General features: G+C 60.8%; 14 protein-coding genes. 4 read left to right on the forward strand and 10 right to left on the reverse strand.

Features of this window, described 5'->3' with window-relative positions; translation table 11 throughout:
• Positions 1-577: 577 nt before the first annotated feature.
• Entirely contained in the window at positions 578-4,177 is a 3,600-nt protein-coding gene (locus AC57B6_RS03565) for an indolepyruvate ferredoxin oxidoreductase family protein (protein ID WP_046567521.1), read from the reverse strand.
• A 347-nt stretch (positions 4,178-4,524) separates the two neighbouring features.
• Here AC57B6_RS03565 and AC57B6_RS03570 point away from each other — a divergent pair, with 347 nt between their 5' ends.
• Positions 4,525-4,731 (forward strand): hypothetical protein, encoded by a 207-nt coding sequence (locus AC57B6_RS03570; protein ID WP_030102320.1) that lies wholly within the window; start codon positions 4,525-4,527, stop codon positions 4,729-4,731.
• Between the two features lie 139 nt (positions 4,732-4,870).
• Here AC57B6_RS03570 and hppD read toward each other — a convergent pair whose 3' ends face one another.
• Positions 4,871-5,968 (reverse strand): 4-hydroxyphenylpyruvate dioxygenase, encoded by a 1,098-nt coding sequence (hppD, locus tag AC57B6_RS03575; RefSeq protein WP_183804224.1) that lies wholly within the window; start codon positions 5,966-5,968, stop codon positions 4,871-4,873.
• A 208-nt stretch (positions 5,969-6,176) separates the two neighbouring features.
• Here hppD and AC57B6_RS03580 point away from each other — a divergent pair, with 208 nt between their 5' ends.
• Positions 6,177-6,674, forward strand: a complete 498-nt coding sequence (locus AC57B6_RS03580) for an Lrp/AsnC family transcriptional regulator (protein WP_046567527.1) — start codon at positions 6,177-6,179, stop codon at positions 6,672-6,674.
• Positions 6,675-6,755: 81 nt separating this feature from the next.
• On the opposite strand, the gene AC57B6_RS03585 is transcribed toward AC57B6_RS03580, so the two are convergent.
• The 8 genes from AC57B6_RS03585 to paaA all read right to left on the reverse strand — a co-directional run bounded on the left by AC57B6_RS03585 (position 6,756) and on the right by paaA (position 13,087).
• On the reverse strand, positions 6,756-7,424 hold the full coding sequence (locus AC57B6_RS03585; RefSeq protein WP_144195269.1) for a GNAT family N-acetyltransferase: 669 nt from the start codon (positions 7,422-7,424) through the stop codon (positions 6,756-6,758).
• Between the two features lie 242 nt (positions 7,425-7,666).
• Entirely contained in the window at positions 7,667-8,275 is a 609-nt protein-coding gene (locus tag AC57B6_RS03590) for a TetR/AcrR family transcriptional regulator (RefSeq protein ID WP_144195267.1), read from the reverse strand.
• Positions 8,276-8,289: 14 nt separating this feature from the next.
• A complete protein-coding gene (locus AC57B6_RS03595) occupies positions 8,290-9,102 on the reverse strand; it encodes a DUF1835 domain-containing protein (protein ID WP_496420705.1) in 813 nt (270 codons plus the stop codon).
• 158 nt (positions 9,103-9,260) lie between these two features.
• Entirely contained in the window at positions 9,261-10,349 is a 1,089-nt protein-coding gene (paaE, locus tag AC57B6_RS03600) for a 1,2-phenylacetyl-CoA epoxidase subunit PaaE (protein WP_025496386.1), read from the reverse strand.
• Position 10,350: 1 nt separating this feature from the next.
• Positions 10,351-10,893, reverse strand: a complete 543-nt coding sequence (gene paaD, locus AC57B6_RS03605) for a 1,2-phenylacetyl-CoA epoxidase subunit PaaD (protein WP_030102318.1) — start codon at positions 10,891-10,893, stop codon at positions 10,351-10,353.
• A gap of 43 nt (positions 10,894-10,936) precedes the next feature.
• Positions 10,937-11,740, reverse strand: a complete 804-nt coding sequence (gene paaC / locus AC57B6_RS03610; RefSeq protein ID WP_491564805.1) for a 1,2-phenylacetyl-CoA epoxidase subunit PaaC — start codon at positions 11,738-11,740, stop codon at positions 10,937-10,939.
• Between the two features lie 8 nt (positions 11,741-11,748).
• Positions 11,749-12,033, reverse strand: coding sequence for a 1,2-phenylacetyl-CoA epoxidase subunit PaaB (gene paaB, locus AC57B6_RS03615; protein WP_007179854.1), 285 nt, complete (start codon positions 12,031-12,033; stop codon positions 11,749-11,751).
• 55 nt (positions 12,034-12,088) lie between these two features.
• The gene (gene paaA, locus AC57B6_RS03620; RefSeq protein WP_028198608.1) at positions 12,089-13,087 is read right to left on the reverse strand and encodes a 1,2-phenylacetyl-CoA epoxidase subunit PaaA; all 999 of its coding nucleotides are present in this window, start codon (positions 13,085-13,087) and stop codon (positions 12,089-12,091) included.
• 216 nt (positions 13,088-13,303) lie between these two features.
• Here paaA and AC57B6_RS03625 point away from each other — a divergent pair, with 216 nt between their 5' ends.
• Entirely contained in the window at positions 13,304-14,929 is a 1,626-nt protein-coding gene (locus AC57B6_RS03625) for an NAD(P)/FAD-dependent oxidoreductase (RefSeq protein ID WP_454806565.1), read from the forward strand.
• A 276-nt stretch (positions 14,930-15,205) separates the two neighbouring features.
• On the forward strand, positions 15,206-16,474 hold the full coding sequence (locus AC57B6_RS03630; RefSeq protein WP_496420706.1) for an SGNH/GDSL hydrolase family protein: 1,269 nt from the start codon (positions 15,206-15,208) through the stop codon (positions 16,472-16,474).
• The last annotated feature ends 289 nt before the right edge of the window (positions 16,475-16,763 follow it).

Here is a 16,763-nt window from a genome sequence, read left to right on the forward strand (position 1 = left end):
CGAGCTTTAAGACTGGTCCTATTCGATTCACTGTGACACTTTTGTAAAGTTACTTCTGAGGCGCGGCACTAAGCGATGGCAACGAAACAGTCGGCTGGTCACTTCGTTGCATCGAATCTGACGTTGCGCTTCATCTCTGGTGTTGAGTAGTTGCAGTTCTGATGATGAAGACAGTTGTACCAATGGGTTGTAGTAGTTGCAGTAGATGTGTGTTGTTGCAGTAGGTAGTTGAAGTTGCAGTAGGTAGTTGAAGTTGCAGTAGGTAGTTGAAGTTGCAGTAGGTAGTTGAAGTTGCAGTAGGTAGTTGAAGTTGCAGTAGGTGGTTGAAGTTGCAGTAGGCAGTTGAAGTTGCTGTGGGCAGTTGAAGTTGCAGTAAGTAGTTGAAGTCGCAGTAAGTAGTTGTTGTCTGGTAATTGTTTGTTTTTGGTTGATTGTTGTGTTGTTGGAAGGAGCAGTACCGCTTGTTCTTGTACACACGCATCACGTGTCGAAGCAGGCAAAAAAAGGCGACTGTCCGCAAGGGCAGCCGCCTTTTCCATTTTCAGGCCAGCGTTGGCAAATCAAGCCGGCAATGCAATCAAGCCGCGTGCTGAGTTTTCCCCGCTTCCGGCGAGCGCCAGCGCGTTAGCAACTCGTTCCACTTGACCCGCACGCCCTTCAGATTATTTTCCTTCACATGGCCATAGCCGCGGATGCCATCCGGCAGATTCGCCAGTTCGACGGCCAGCTCGCGCTTTTGCGCAGTCAGGCCTCCGATCAGCTCACGCACCAGCGCTTCATATTCCCCAATCAGCGCGCGTTCAGTGCGACGTTCTTCAGTCTTGCCGAACGGATCGAGTGCCGTGCCGCGCAGGAATTTCAGTCTGGCCAACATATGCATGGCGCTGAACATCCACGGTCCATACTTTTTCTTGACCAGATGTCCTTTGGCGTCCTTCTTCGAGAATGTCGGCGGCGCGAGATGGAGGTGCAGCTTCCAGTCGCCTTCAAAAGTCGCGTTCAGTTTCTCGATGAATGCCGGGTCGCTGTACAGGCGCGCGACTTCATACTCGTCCTTGTAAGCCATCAGCTTATGCAGATTTTTCGCGACCGCTTCGGTCAACGGCAACTGGCTGTCGATTGAATCGAGCGCGGATTCCGCCACACGCACTTGCGCCACCAACGCACGATAACGGTCCGCGTAAGCCGCGTTCTGGTATGCGGCGAGATAGTCGGCGCGCTTGTCGATCAGCGTGTCGAGCGCCTTTGGCGTATGCAGCGAGATGATCTTGTTGCTCGTCGTTTCCGCTGCGGCACCGCGTCCTTGCGACTGTGCGAGCTTGCGCACCGCGGGGAGGTCATGTGCGGCACGGCGCCCCCATTCGAACGCCGCGCGGTTCTTCTCGATCTGCACGTTGTTCAGCTCGATCGCGCGCATCAGCGACTGATAGGTCAGCGGCACCCAGCCGCGTTGCCACGCATAGCCGAGCACGAACGGGTTCGTGTAGATCGCATCGCCGAGCAGCGCGACGGCGAAGTGATTCGCGTCGACCATATCGACACCGTCGTCTCCCGCACCGGCGCGCACGTCCGCTTCCGTGCTGCTGCCCGGGAAACGCCAGTCGGGGTTCTTGATCAACGCGGCGGTCGGCGTATGCGCGCTATTGAGCACGACGCGCGTGTGACCGGCCTGCATCCGCGAGACGCATTCGTCGCTTGCCGTGACAATCGCATCGCAGCCGATCACGAGACTGGCTTCGCCCATCGCGATGCGGGTTGCGTGGATGTCGGCCGGGTTCCTCGCGATCTGCACGTGGCTCATCACAGCGCCGCCCTTTTGCGCGAGGCCGGTGACGTCGAGTACCGTGACGCCTTTGTTTTCCAGGTGCGCGGCCATCCCGAGCAATGCGCCGATCGTCACCACACCCGTGCCGCCGACGCCTGTCACCAGCACGCCATAGGGACGCTCGATCGACGGCAACTCAGGTTCCGGCACCGGCGGCATCGCATCGGCGACGATGCCTGACGCCGCCTTCGGCTTGCGCAGTTGTCCGCCTTCCACCGAGACAAAACTCGGGCAGAACCCGTTCACGCATGAGAAGTCCTTGTTGCAGGTCGACTGATTGATCTGGCGTTTGGTGCCGAACTCGGTATCGAGCGGTTCCACGGACAGGCAATTCGACTTGACCGAGCAGTCGCCGCAGCCTTCGCACACCGCTTCGTTGATCACGACACGGCGCGCCGGATCCGGATACGTGCCGCGTTTCCTGCGGCGCCGCTTCTCGGTTGCGCAGGTCTGGTCGTAGATCAGGATAGTAGTGCCGGGAATCTCGCGAAGCTGACGCTGAACTTCGTCGAGCTGGTCGCGATGATGGATGTCGATGCCCGGCACGAGACCGACGTTCGCCGAATATTTCTCCGGTTCGTCGGTGACGATCACGATTTTCGTCGCGCCTTCCGCAGCCAGTTGATGCGTAATCTGCGGCACGGTCAGCACGCCGTCGACCGGCTGGCCGCCCGTCATCGCGACGGCGTCGTTATAGAGAATCTTGTAGGTGATATTTGCTTTCGACGCGATTGCCGCGCGAATTGCGAGCAGGCCCGAATGGAAGTACGTGCCGTCGCCGAGGTTGGCGAATACGTGCTTGTCGTTGGTGAACGGCGCCTGGCCGATCCACGCGACGCCTTCGCCACCCATCTGGCTGAAGGTGCTAGTGCTGCGGTCCATCCAGACGGTCATGTAGTGGCAGCCGATGCCGGCCATCGCACGTGAGCCTTCCGGCACGTTCGTCGAGGTGTTGTGCGGACAACCCGAGCAGAACCACGGCTTGCGTTCGGCTTCGACGCGCGGACGCGCCAGAGCTTTTTCCTTCGCTTCAATTACCGCGATGCGTGTTGCAATGCGCGCGCGAACGTCGGACGGCAGGTCGAACTTGTCGAGGCGCGTGGCGATTGCCTTGGCGATGATCGCCGGCGAAAGCTCGTAGTGGGCCGGCAGCAGCCAGTTGCCCATCGGCACTGACCATTCGCCGCCCGCGCCGTCTTTCTCGTCGAATTTGCCGAATACGCGCGGACGCTGCGCATCGGGCCAGTTGTACAGCTCTTCCTTGATTGCGTATTCGAGAATCTGGCGCTTCTCTTCGACCACCAGAATTTCCTGAAGACCGCGCGCGAACGCATGGGCGCCTTGTGCTTCAAGCGGCCACACACAGCCGACTTTGTACAAACGGATGCCTATGCGCGAACAGGTTTCGTCATCGAGGCCGAGGTCGGTCAGCGCCTGACGCACGTCAAGATAAGCCTTGCCGCCGGTCATGATGCCGAAACGCGCATGCGGCGAATCGATTTCGACGCGGTCCAGTTTGTTCGCGCGCACATAGGCGAGCGCCGCGTACCACTTGTAGTCGAGCAGACGCGCTTCCTGCACCAATGGCGGATCCGGCCAGCGAATATTCAGGCCGCCTTCGGGCATCGCGAAGTCGTCCGGCAGAATGATTTTTGTGCGGTGCGGGTCGATATCGACGGAAGCCGACGATTCGACCACGTCGGTCACGCACTTCATCGCCACCCACAGGCCGGAGTAGCGGCTCATCGCCCAGCCGTGCAAGCCGAAATCCAGATATTCCTGCACGTTCGACGGAAACAGCACCGGCAGGCCGCACGCCTTGAAGATGTGTTCCGACTGATGCGCGAGCGTCGAGGATTTGGCGGCGTGGTCGTCGCCGGCGAGCACGAGAACGCCGCCGTGTTGCGACGAGCCGGCCGAATTGCCGTGTTTGAAGACGTCGCCGGAGCGGTCGACGCCCGGGCCCTTGCCGTACCACATCGAGAACACGCCGTCGTATTTGGCGCTCGGATACAGATTGACCTGCTGTGAACCCCAGACGGCGGTCGCCGCGAGGTCCTCGTTGACGCCGGGTTGGAAGACCACCCGGTGCGCGGCGAGATGTTGCTTCGCTTTCCACAGAGACTGGTCGAGTCCGCCGAGTGGCGATCCGCGATAACCGGAGATAAACCCAGCGGTATTGAGCCCGGCCGCCTGGTCGCGTTCCTGCTGCAACATCGGCAGACGCACTAGCGCCTGGATGCCGCTCATGTACGCGCGGCCGCGTTCGAGGGTGTATTTGTCGTCGAGCGTGACGGAAGATAGAGCGGCTTCGAGCGAGGCTCGCTGACCTGCGTCTAGCGGGGCATTCATTATGTGTACTCCTCCACCCAGTTTGGGATCGCCAAAACTTTTGGGCCGCGGCATCTTGTGAATGCGTATGGCCGGGGTCGCCATATTGACGTGTTTTAAGTGATGGTAGCACTGGTAAAAACCCGCCGCAGCGTGTCCGGAAATGCGGCGGTGCAGCGTGATTTTCGCCAGATACAGACGGACGACTTTCTGCTTTCGAGTCGCACTGTAACAAGCTGTAAAAACTACAAATCTGCGGAACCGCAGTTGAAATGTCTGTCTAATACCCCACCTGCGAGCAATGTCTACGCAACGCTCCGCATTCGGTGGAGCTTCAGGACAGCAGGGCAGTTAGAAAAGGAGTACGCATGAACACGAGAAACATCCAGACGTTCCTGATGGTTTCGGCCGCATTCTTCGCCATGAGCGCACCGGTGCGCTCGAGCACCAACCCGGGCAGCGCAGGGACGCTGTCGAACGCGATCACCAGCACGGCGCAAGTCGCGCCCGCACGCATTGCGGTGGAACGCCTTGCACGATCCACGAAGGCCGACGAGGAAGATCAGAATTCGTGATGCGTCGCTGAAGCGACGTATCGGTTGAAAATCTGCCGCTGTCCGTGCTTCGGCAATGGCACAAACAAGAAGGGCGAGGATCGGAAGATCCTCGCCCTTTTTTCTTATTTCTCCCAGATTCCGCGCCGGCTTTTAGTCGTCAGGCCTTGTCCTGAACCACGCCGCGGCGAATCTGATCCAGTTCGATCGATTCGAACAGCGCCTTGAAATTACCCTCGCCGAAGCCCTGGTTGCCCTTGCGCTGGATGATCTCGAAGAAGATCGGCCCAATCTGGTTTTCGGTGAAGATCTGCAGCAGCAAGTCGTCGGGGGCGCCGTCGATCAGGATCTTGCGCTTGCGCAATTCGTCGAGCGGCTCGCCGTGATTCGGTACGCGGCGATCGACCAGCTCATAGTACGTGTCGATCGTATCGAGCAGCGAGATGTTTGCCGCGCGCAGACCGTCCACCGTGCGGTAGATGTCGTTGCTGCCCAGCGCGATGTGCTGAATGCCTTCGCCGTGGTACGCGTCCAGGTATTCCTGGATTTGACCGGCCACGTCCGAGCCTTCTTCGTTGATCGGAATGCGGATCTTGCCGCACGGCGAGGTCATCGCCTTCGATTTCACGCCGGTCACCTTGCCTTCGATGTCGAAGTAGCGGACTTCACGGAAATTGAATAGACGCTCGTAGAACTCCGCCCACTCCTGCATGCGGCCGCGATGGACGTTGTGCGTCAGGTGATCGATATAGGTCAGGCCATGGCCGACCGGGTGGGGATTCGCACCCGGGATCGGTTCGAAGTCGACGTCGTAAATATCGATGTTGCCAATGCTACCCGCCTCGGCGCCGTTCTTGCCGCGCCAGCGGTCGACGAAATAGATCAGCGAGTCGCCGATACCCTTGATTGCCGGGATGTTCAATTCCATCGGGCCGGTCTTGTTGTCGAAGCCCCAGGCGCCTTTTTCCAGAGCCTGCTCGTAAGCCTTCGCCGCGTCCTGCACACGGAAAGCGATCGCGCAGATCGACGGGCCATGCAGCCGCGTGAAACGTTGCGCGAACGAATGCTGTTCCCCGTTGACAATGAAATTGATGTCACCCTGGCGATACAGCGTCACGTCTTTGTGACGATGCCGGGCCACCGCAGTGAAGCCCATCTGTTCGAACAGCTTGCCGAGCGCTTTCGGGTCCGGGGCGGTGTATTCGATGAATTCGAAGCCGTCGGTGCCGACCGGGTTTTCCCAAGTTGAAACCTGCATTGTCTGTCTCCTATGTCGACCAGAGTTGGCGCTTCAGCACTTACTCCGGTCCCATGCAAAGCTAAATGCTGATGGGGGAGGGGGCGAGTTAGCGCGACCGAATGACGCAAGTGTAAAGGCAGGCTGGCGACGAAAACTTGCGAAATTAATCGTGCGGAGATACGCTTAAGCTATTTTCTAGCTTGATTTTCAATCTGGGTAGCAGGAAATGGCCAAAATAGAGATAGACGCCATCGACAGGCGCATTCTGGCAATCCTTCAGGAGAATGGCCGGCTGTCGAATCAGGAGATCGCTGAGCGCATCAATCTATCCCCGAGCCCATGTCTGCGGCGCATCCGTCGATTGGAGGAGAGTGGCGTGATTCGAGGCTACGTTGCCTTGCTCGATCCGCAAAAGCTCGGGCTCGATCTGCTGGCCTATGTCAACGTGCGGTTGGAAAAGCGCAGCGGGCCGGCGCTCAGTCCGCGCAGTGGCGCCACGCATGCCGATCTGTTTCGCGCAGCGGTGCAGACGTGGCCGGAAGTGGTCGCATGCCACGCGATGACGGGTGATATGGATTACCTGCTACGTGTGCAGGTCGAGGATATGGCGCACTTTTCACGTTTCGTACAGGAGCAGTTGCTGCACCACCCTTCTGTGATCGACGTGAAGACGAGCTTTTCGCTCGAGAAGTTCAAGGAGACGACGGCGCTGCCGATTTTGTGAGCGCCGGACTGCCGTCGACTGACAGGCAAACAAAAAGGGCAGCCTCGCGGCTGCCCTTTTTTCGCTCGAAACGCAGACCGGTTAAGCGGCCTCAGCTGCGGGCATGAACGATTCGAACAACTTGGATGCCTGACGCGCCTGGCGCTTGAGCGCGTAGTCAAACACCGCGGCTTGCTCCTGCAGCATTTCAGCAATGATGCTCGATTGATCCGCCGGCGGCAGCGTCAGATAGGCGTCGGCTTCGCCGTACGCGTATTCGATCTTCATGCCAGCCTTCTTCGCAATGTGCATCATGGTCGAATTGCGCGACAGGCAATGCATATAGAGCGTGGTGACATGCGTATTGCGGCTGCGGATGGCTGCGCGCTCGAATAGCTTGGAGCCGATCCCGCGCCCACGCGCGCTCTCCAGCACCGACACGCCGAATTCGGCTGTGCGCTTGTCGCCTTCGGCCGGCAGGTACGCCAGATGGCCGACGCCAGTGAGTTGCAGCTGACTGTCGAACACGCCAAAAACCGTGTCGCGCGTGAAATCGATCGCGCGGACGTAGTTCTCGATAACGTGGTTCGGCACGATCTGGCCGAAACGCAGGAGGCGGTCGTCTTCGTCAAGCGCGAGGAAGTGGGTTAGCAGCCGCTCGCGGTCGACGGCGGTGAGTTCGCGGACCAGAGCAGGCGTACGACCGCCTGACTGCAACAGACGATCGTGTGCGACGATCGGCTCAGCGGTGCGGGGTGTAGTCATGTTCATGGTCGGGTTCTCCTTTTAATCGAGCGGCATGGTGCACCGCAAAAACGATTTTAGCGGAAACCTCGACTTGACACTAGGGAAAACCCGTATCGAAAACTGAAGCAAATGCCTAAAAAGATGGCGCCCTTTTTTTAATGTATTGATTATTAAGGGTAATTAAATTGAACGAGCGTTCGCGGCGAGTTGTTGCGTTCAGGCCACCTGCCGCAGTTATCTCGTATGAATAATGTTGCCCTGCGCAATCAGCTCTCGGCAGAGCTCAATCCGTGGTCCACCATATTGACCACCTGCTCGGCAAATTCCCGATAGCCCATCCGGCCGTCCGGCTTGAGCCAGGTGAACGTCCAGTTGATCATGCCGAACACCATCATCGTCAGCGCGGTCTGGTTTTCACGCGTGGCGCGTTCCGGATAGGCGCGCGCCAACTGCCGCGCGAACGCCGCGACCACATCGCGCTGGCGGTTCAGGATGACCTCCCGCTGGGTGTCGACCAGATATTTCACGTCGTTGAGCAGCGCGACGTGGCGGCTGTGCGACGTCTCGTACTCGGACAGAAACGCGCGGATCAGTTCCGCGAAGGTTTCCCGCTCGGACAGTCCGCGGCGCTGGCTTGCCCCTTCCACCTCCGCGATGATCAGCATCAGTCGCTTCGTGTAGCGGTCGAGCAAATCGAACAGAATCGCTTCCTTGCTCGCGTAGTAGTGATACAGGCGTGCTTTCGAGGTGCCGCTAGCGGCGGCGAGGTCGGCCATCGAGGTGCTCGGGTAACTGGTCTGCGCGAATTTAGCCGCGGCCAGTTCTAGAATCTGATCGCGCTGGGTTTCGTGGTCGGGCGCTCGGGTACGGGCCATGGTCGTCTATTTTATTAGTGTGGACAGGGGGCAAGCGCCGCGCACATTTCCAGGGTGCGCCAGGCGCCCGCGTCGCCGCGCAGCTTGATGCGGCGTGTTGAGGCCAGTTCGCGAAAGCGCCACAGGACGATGCTGTCGCTTACCAGATACCCGAGATCGGCGGTCATCAGTTCGGCGGCAACTCGCGCGGCGGGTTGCCAGTCGCCGGTGGCCTGTTCGAGAATCAGCGCGTCCAGGTCGGTGAAGCTGCCGCTCGTAAAAGTGTTGTCGCGCCAGCGCCGTGTCTCGCCATTCGCGTGCTTGGCTTCCTGCCATTCGAGTGCGAGGCGGCTAATGCGTAGAACAGAAATCGGCGCTGCGTCCGTCAGGCGCCCTTGCAGTACAGTCGGCGCGAACATGCCGACGGAGGTCGCGCGGTCTTTGCGGCTGTGCGCCCATGCGCCCGGATCGGTGAGGTCACGGATCGACAGACGCACCTCATTGAGTCGCTGCGGGCTGTTGCGTAGGTGGTAGCAGACGCGGCGCAGCATAAGTTGATCGGCTGAGCTTTCACCGTGCCAGACCACCAGGTTCGCCTCGCTGCGTGCGATGTTCTCCAGCGCGGCTGCCTGCTCGCGGAATTCGCGCAGAAAATCACGCCTGGTGTCGGTGCTGACACGGTCCCAGAATTCCGCTCGCACGTCGGGTCCGTCATCGATACCGCGCAGCGGACCGACCGCCAGATCGTCGCGCAGTGCGTGCACGCGATCGTCGCGGCTCGCCTCGGCTAGCGCGGCGCGCAGTGATTCGGCGGCGACGTCGCCATTGGTGAGGTGGATGATGCTCATCGGCAGTGGCTTGGGCTTGCAGAAAACGACAAAAGACAAAAAAGGGGCCGCTCATCGATCGGAACAGGTGTCCAATCGAGAGCGGCCCCTAGTGTAAGCGGATCGCGGACCTGCTGAAAGCGTTCCGGGCGTCGTATGGCCAACCCGGCACACCTGGCTTAGCGTTCGTCGTAGCTCACCACCACACGATCGCTGATCGGATGGCATTGGCAGGTCAGCACGAAGCCGTCGCGGATTTCGTGTTCTTCCAGCGTGTAATTCTTTTCCATCTTGACCTCGCCTTCGAGCACCTTTGCGCGGCATGTGCAGCAGACGCCGCCCTTGCACGCATACGGCAGCGCGAGGCCGGCACGCAGGCCGACGTCGAGCACGCTCACGCCCTGGTAAGGCAGGCGCAGCTTGCGCCGTTTCCCGTCGAGGACAATTTCGAGGTCGGCGGCCGGGGTGTCTTCGGTGATTTCGACCGGCGGCACGCCCGCTTGCGGCAGCGGCGAGCCGAAGCGCTCCACGTGCACCTTGGCCGACGGCACGCCCGCGGCTTTCAGTGCGGCCTCGGCGGCATCCATCATCGGGGCGGGGCCGCAGATGAAGGCTTCGTCGATTGCGTCGGCCGGCAGCAGATTTTCGATGAAGGCCGCGCACTTTTCCTCGTCGAGCACGCCGTTAAACAGCTCGACGTCCTGCAAGTCGTCGGACAGCACGTGATAGAGCACGAAGCGGTTCATGAAGCGGTTCTTCAGATCTTCGAGTTCTTCCGCGAACATGATCTGGTCGACGCTGCGGTTGCCGTACACCAGCGTGAAGGTGCTGCGCGGCTCGACTTCGAGCGTCGTCTTGATGATGGCGAGCACCGGCGTGATGCCCGATCCGCCGGCAAACGCGATGTACTGCTGGCCCTGATCGGCGTTCAGGTGGGTGAAGAACCGGCCATCGGGCGTCATCACGTCAATCGTATGGCCGGGCTGCAGCGTGTCGAACGCGAAGTTCGAGAAACGCCCGCCACGCACGCGCTTGATGCCGATGCGCAGTTCGCCGTCGCGGTCGTAATCGGTGACGCCGACGCAGATCGAATACGAACGGCGCGTTTCTTCACCGTCGATGTGCGTTTTCAGCGTGACGAACTGGCCTTGCGTGAAGCGATACTGATCGCGTAGCTCGGCGGGGACTTCGAAAGCGACCGACACCGCGTCAGCGGTTTCTGGCCGCACTTCGCGGATACGCAGCGGATGGAATTGCGGGGTAGCCATATCAGTATGGTTTGAAGTAGTCGAAGGGTTCGCGGCAGTCGAGGCAGCGATAGAGCGCTTTGCAGGCCGTCGAGCCGAATTGCGCGAGACGCTCGGTATGCGCCGAGCCGCAGCGCGGACACGACGGCGCCGGCAGCGCGCGCGGCATGAAACGCAGCACTTTTTCCTGCGGCTGCACGGCGGTGCCGCAGTTGCCTGTGGGCGGTGCGATTCCGTAGGCGCGCAGCTTTTCGCGCGCGTCGGCCGTCATCCAGTCGGTGGTCCAGGCCGGAGCGAGGACCGTGGCAATTCGATACGGCTTCAACTCGGCCACATCGAGCGCATGAGCGACGTCTTCGGCGATCTGCGACATCGCCGGGCACCCGGAATAGGTCGGCGTGATCACGACTTCCAGCGCGCCGTCGGCCGCGCGCCGCACGTCGCGCAGAATACCGAGTTCCCGAATCGACACCACCGGGATCTCCGGGTCAGGCACCGTTTCGAGCACGGCCCAAGCGCGTTCCAGCGTGGCATCGGCGGCGGGCGTGGCAGTCGAGGTCGTCATCGTGAAGTTCCGTCAGATTCCGGTTGTGCGCGCGGCTGCGTGCTTACCAGGTTGCGCCGGGATGCTGGCGCGCGAGGCTTTGCATTTCAGCCAGCACGAAGCCCATATGCTCCGAGTGCTCACCGTGCTTGCCAGTCGTGATGTGCTTGACCGCTTCAGGCAGCTTGAGCGTGGCTTCGTCGAGGGTGGCTTTGACGTCTTCGAGCCATGCTGCTTCCAGGTCCGACGTCAGCGGCCCGATGCCAGCGGCGGCGACGGCTTCTTCCACGGCGTCGGCACTGAAAAACTCACGCGTGTACGGCAGCAGATAGTCGAGTGCGGCTTGCGCGCGGCGATGCGATTCGTCCGTGCCGTCACCGAAACGGATCAGCCATTCGCTCGCATGATGCACGTGATAGCTGGTTTCCTTGATCGACTTGGAGGCGATCGCGGCAAGCTGCTCATCCTTCGACGCGGTGAGCGCCGACCACAGATGCGCCATCAGCGTCGAGTAGAGGAAATTGCGCACGATCGTGACCGCGTAATCCTTCTCGGCTTGCGCGGTGCCGGCGAGCGGGCCGTAATGCGGCAACTCGGCCAGCGTGTAGTTGGCGAACTCGCGCTCGGCGCGGAAGTACGCGTAGTCGTCTTCCGTGCGGCTTTTGCCGGTGAGTTGCTGCTCCAGCGTGGCGGCGTGCGTGTACAGCAGACGCGCCTGGCCGATCAGATCCAGACTCATGTTCGACAGCGCGATGTCCTCTTCGAGGATCGGGCCGTGGCCGCACCACTCGGTATTGCGCTGACCGAGGATCAGCGCGGTGTCCGCGAGACGCAGCACGTACTGCAGATGTTGGGGCGTGATGTTCATGGCCGCGCTTACATGTGGTTGACTTCGTCGGGGAGCGTGTAGAACGTCGGGTGGCGGTAAATCTTGTCGCCAGCCGGTTCAAACAGCTCCGCCTTGTCTTCCGGCGCGGAGGCCGTGATCGCCGAGGACGGCACCACCCAGATGCTTACGCCTTCCTGGCGGCGGGTGTAGACGTCGCGCGCCATGCGCAGCGCCATCGGCGCGTCGGCGGCATGCAGGCTGCCGCAGTGTTTATGGTCGAGTCCCTGCTTGCTGCGCACGAAGACTTCCCAAATCGGCCATTCCTTGTTCATTGCTGATCTCCTGATACTTTGTTCGGCTTGTCGCGTGAGTGCGTGACTGTATGAGTTAAGCGGCGTGCTGTTGCGCGCGCTGGCGCTGCTTTTCGGCGTGGGCGAGAGCAGCCTCGCGCACCCAGGCGCCGTCGTCGTGCGCTTTCACGCGGGTCGCGAGACGCTCACGGTTGCACGGGCCGTCGCCATTCACGACGCGCCAAAATTCTTCCCAGTCGATGTCGCCGTAGTCATAGTGGCCGCGGGCTTCGTTCCACTTCAGGTTCGGATCCGGCAGCGTGACGCCGAGCACCTTGGCCTGGTCGACGGTCGCGTCGACGAATTTCTGGCGCAGGTCGTCGTTCGAGATGCGCTTGATGCCCCATTTCGACGATTGATTGCTGTGGATCGAATCTTTGTCGCTCGGACCAAACATCATTAGAACCGGCCACCACCAGCGGTTCACGGCTTGCTGGACCAGTTCGCGTTGCGCTTCGGTGCCGCTCATCATCGACATGAGCGCGTCGAATCCCTGGCGCTGATGGAACGACTCTTCCTTACAGATGCGGATCATGGCGCGTGCGTACGGACCGTACGTGCAGCGGCACAGCGGAATCTGGTTCATGATCGCCGCGCCGTCCACCAGCCAGCCGATCACGCCGACGTCCGCCCATGTAGGCGTCGGGTAATTGAAGATGCTTGAATACTTAGCCTTGCCCGAATGTAGCGCTGCGATCAACTGGTCGCGCGACACGCCGAGCGTTTCGGCCGCACTATATAGATAGAGGCCATGGCCGGCTTCATCCTGCACCTTGGCGAGGAGGATCGCCTTGCGCTTCAGGCTGGGCGCGCGCGTGATCCAGTTGCCCTCGGGCAGCATGCCGACGATCTCGGAATGTGCGTGCTGCGAAATCTGCCGCACCAACGTCTTGCGGTAGGCGTCGGGCATCCAGTCTTGAGGCTCGATCTTGCCGTCGGCGGCCATGACCGCGTCGAATTGCGCCTGCTCGGGCGAACCCGCTGCCGCGTCGAGCGGGGCGACATTGCCGGGGATATCCAGGGATTGCGTGTACATGAGGACGCTCTCAGCGGAAGTTGTCTGTGTTTGCGCAGTATAAACCAACCGACCGGTCGGTTAATAAATTTTTTGAGACGGACTGCGATTATCGATAGGGGCGTGACGGCGTGCCGCCGGCGGCGTTTCACTTGCGCCACTGCCCCGTGCGGACACTTAACCTATAAAATTGCGAATTGGCTGCGATTTGCGGCCTTCCTGCATCCCCCGGCACTCATGTTACGTCTAAGCGAAATCAAACTCCCGCTCGATCACCCCGAGAGTGCTCTCGAAGCCGCCGTCCGCGCGCGCCTCGCTGACCTCGGCGTGGCTGACGACGGGCTCATCCGTTACACCGTGTTCCGCCGCGCGCACGACGCGCGTAAGCGCGCCGATATCAAGCTCACGTATATCGTCGACGTCGAGGTGAAGGATGAAGCGGCCGCGCTCAAACGGCTTGCCGATGTACCGCACTGCGGTGTGACGCCGGACATGACGTACCATTTTGTCGCCAAAGCGCCGGCTCAGATGGCTTCTTTGCGGCCAGTCGTGATCGGTATGGGGCCATGCGGGTTGTTCGCGGGGCTGATCCTTGCACAAATGGGCTTTCGTCCGATCATTCTCGAGCGCGGCAAGGCCGTACGGGAGCGCACCAAGGACACTTTCGGGCTATGGCGTAAGTCCGTGCTCAATCCGGAATCGAACGTGCAGTTCGGCGAAGGCGGCGCGGGCACGTTCTCGGACGGCAAGCTATACAGCCAGATCAAGGATCCGAAGCACTACGGCCGCAAGGTGCTCGAGGAGTTCGTCCGCGCCGGTGCGCCGGAGGACATTCTCTATCTGAGCCGGCCTCATATCGGCACGTTCCGTCTGGTTAGCATGGTCGAAAAGATGCGCGCGACCATTCACGAACTGGGCGGCGAGGTGCGTTTCGAGTCGCGGGTCGACGATATCGAAATCGATCAGGGCAAGGTGCGTGGGCTCAAACTGTCGACGGGTGAAACGCTGCGCTGCGACCATGTCGTGCTGGCGGTCGGTCATAGTGCGCGCGATACCTTCCAGATGCTGAGCGACCGCGGTGTCTATATCGAAGCAAAACCGTTTTCGCTCGGTTTCCGGATCGAACATCCGCAAGGGCTGATCGATCGCAGCCGTTTCGGCAAGTTCGCGGGGCACAAGCAGCTTGGCGCCGCCGACTATAAGGTTGTGCACCATTGCAGCAATGGGCGCGCGGTTTATAGCTTCTGCATGTGCCCTGGCGGCACGGTGGTCGCGGCAACCTCCGAGCCGGGCCGCGTGGTGACCAACGGAATGAGCCAGTATTCGCGGGCGGAGCGCAATGCCAACGCCGGGATTGTCGTCGGCATCACGCCGGACGACTATCCGGGCGGCCCGCTCGCCGGTATTGCCTTCCAGCGTAAATGGGAAGAGCGGGCCTTCGAACTGGGTGGCGGCAACTATATGGCGCCGGGTCAGCTGGTCGGCGACTTTATCGCCGGGCGGCCGTCTACTTCGCTGGGATCGGTGGTGCCGTCCTATAAGCCGGGCGTGCATCCGACCGATCTCAGCACCGCGCTGCCCGACTACGTGATCGAAGCGATCCGCGAAGCTTTGCCGCAGATGGACAAGAAGATCGCCGGGTTTGCCATGCATGATGCTGTGCTGACGGGCGTCGAGACGCGAACGTCGTCGCCGATTCGCGTGCGGCGCCGGGACGACTATCAGAGCATGAATGTCGAGGGCCTGTATCCGGCGGGAGAGGGCGCGGGATACGCGGGCGGAATTTACTCGGCAGCCATCGACGGGATCGAAGTGGCCGAGGCGCTTGCGTTGAAGATGACCGGGGCGTCGGTAGCGGGCTGATTGGCGATGCGTCTGCGCTTGCGTCGGATGACTGCGGCGCAGGCACCGCGCCTGAAATTTCGTACTTTGTCGTGCTCTTCGCACCGAGATCCGAATAGGCCCGGTTCCCGCTCCAACGGCCGGATCTCCGTACTTTACGTGTCGGTGCTTAACGATCTTTCGACGCTGCCATCCTGATATGAGGCGCGGCGACAGCAGGGTGGCATCCGCGCGGTGAGCCGCGATGGCCTTGGCGATCGGGCACAATGCACGTTTCGCATCGAACTGACCACCCGAATGACCATTCGCACCCTGGCTGCCGCATGTGGCGCGGCGCTGCTTTGCCAATTCGCCGTTTCCTCGACTGTTTTTGCCGCCGACGCCTCAACGCATTGGGTTACCGCGTGGGCGACTGCCTTGCAGCCCATCCCGCAGCGGTCCGACTTGCCGCCGCTTTACCGCGCTCCGGAAGTCGCAGGGCGGACGGTTCGTCAGATCATCTATCCCACGCTGGCGGGTAAATCCGCGCGAATTCATCTCAGCAACGAGTACGGCAAGACACCGCTTGTCATCGAAGATTTGCGCATCGCGCGCTCGGCCGGCGGAGCTGCTGCGCTCGGCAATGGCGATGCGCGGGTGACATTTGGCGGCAAGAATTCGGTGAGCGTACCGGCGGGAGCAGAGCTGGACAGCGACCCGATTGCCATCGACATCGTAGAAGGCGCGCCTTACGCGGTTAGCGCGTTCATGGGGCCGGACCAACGAATCGTGGTGTGGCATCGGGTCTCGAGCCAGTTGAACTTCGTTTCCTCGCCGGGAAATCATGCCGCCGACGCCTCTGCGGAGTCGTTTCGCGGACGGTTTACGCAATATGTGTGGGTGACGGGGTTGTCGGTGGATGCGCCTTCGGCGGTTGCAGTCGCTGCGATCGGCGACTCGATCACCGACGGCATGCGTTCCAGTCTGAATCAGAACCGACGCTGGCCGGACGCGCTGACGCGTCGGTTCGCCAGCACTGGTGATCGCTCGACGGCGATCGTCAATCTTGGCATCAGCGGCAATCGCTTATTGAGCGACTCAGTCTGCTACGGCGATGCGCTCGTGCGGCGGTTCGACCGGGACGTGCTGGAGCGTCCGGGCGTGAAGACGGCGATTCTGCTGATCGGCATCAACGACATCAATTTCTCCGAGATGCCTGCACGTAACGGCCTCGACTGTGACTCGCCCCATACCTCGGTGACTGCCACCGACCTGATTGCCGGTTATCAGCGGGTGATTGCGGATGCGCGGCGCCATGGCGTAAAAGTGTTTGGCGCAACGTTGACCCCGGCTTCGTTGCCGGCCTCGCGGGAGGCGATCCGCCTGGCGGTCAATCAGTGGATTCGGACCAGCCACGCGTTCGACGGCATCGTGGATTTCGATGCGGCGCTACGCGATCCGGCGCAACCGAGCCGTCTGCAACGAGCCTTTGATAGTGGCGATCATATTCATCCCAGCGACGCGGGATACGCAGCAATGGCTGGCGCGGTTCCGATCACAGCTTTAGTGAATTCGACCCGGAAGTGAGTCGTCAGAAAAAGATTTTCGCCAAAGCCTTGTCACATGGCCGAGGTTCGCCTATAGTTCGGCTCCTCGTTTGCGAACGAGGGCCGCGGCGGAAACCAGCGGCTGTGATGTCAACAAGGTTTTAAGCGAAAGCGGAAAAATATTGTTGACAGAACGAAAAAGAGCCTTCATAATCTCGTTTCTCTGCTGCTGATGCAGCGACGCAGAACGAAGCGGTACCGGTGGTTGCGCAGGTGGGCAACGCGGTGCGGATTCGGTAGTGAATGCGGACTCGATCTTTAAAAATTAA

Source organism: Paraburkholderia sp. BGA-UO-ETr-F12, assembly GCF_059567945.1.

Bases quoted from the DNA above. Each gene is read 5' to 3' on its own strand.
- AC57B6_RS03565 (WP_046567521.1), bottom strand. From the start codon at position 4,177: ATGAATGCCCCGCTAGACGCAGGTCAGCGAGCCTCGCTCGAAGCCGCT.
- AC57B6_RS03570 (WP_030102320.1), top strand. From the start codon at position 4,525: ATGAACACGAGAAACATCCAGACGTTCCTGATGGTTTCGGCCGCATTC.
- hppD (WP_183804224.1), bottom strand. From the start codon at position 5,968: ATGCAGGTTTCAACTTGGGAAAACCCGGTCGGCACCGACGGCTTCGAA.
- AC57B6_RS03580 (WP_046567527.1), top strand. From the start codon at position 6,177: ATGGCCAAAATAGAGATAGACGCCATCGACAGGCGCATTCTGGCAATC.
- AC57B6_RS03585 (WP_144195269.1), bottom strand. From the start codon at position 7,424: ATGAACATGACTACACCCCGCACCGCTGAGCCGATCGTCGCACACGAT.
- AC57B6_RS03590 (WP_144195267.1), bottom strand. From the start codon at position 8,275: ATGGCCCGTACCCGAGCGCCCGACCACGAAACCCAGCGCGATCAGATT.
- AC57B6_RS03595 (WP_496420705.1), bottom strand. From the start codon at position 9,102: ATGAGCATCATCCACCTCACCAATGGCGACGTCGCCGCCGAATCACTG.
- paaE (WP_025496386.1), bottom strand. From the start codon at position 10,349: ATGGCTACCCCGCAATTCCATCCGCTGCGTATCCGCGAAGTGCGGCCA.
- paaD (WP_030102318.1), bottom strand. From the start codon at position 10,893: ATGACGACCTCGACTGCCACGCCCGCCGCCGATGCCACGCTGGAACGC.
- paaC (WP_491564805.1), bottom strand. From the start codon at position 11,740: ATGAACATCACGCCCCAACATCTGCAGTACGTGCTGCGTCTCGCGGAC.
- paaB (WP_007179854.1), bottom strand. From the start codon at position 12,033: ATGAACAAGGAATGGCCGATTTGGGAAGTCTTCGTGCGCAGCAAGCAG.
- paaA (WP_028198608.1), bottom strand. From the start codon at position 13,087: ATGTACACGCAATCCCTGGATATCCCCGGCAATGTCGCCCCGCTCGAC.
- AC57B6_RS03625 (WP_454806565.1), top strand. From the start codon at position 13,304: ATGTTACGTCTAAGCGAAATCAAACTCCCGCTCGATCACCCCGAGAGT.
- AC57B6_RS03630 (WP_496420706.1), top strand. From the start codon at position 15,206: ATGACCATTCGCACCCTGGCTGCCGCATGTGGCGCGGCGCTGCTTTGC.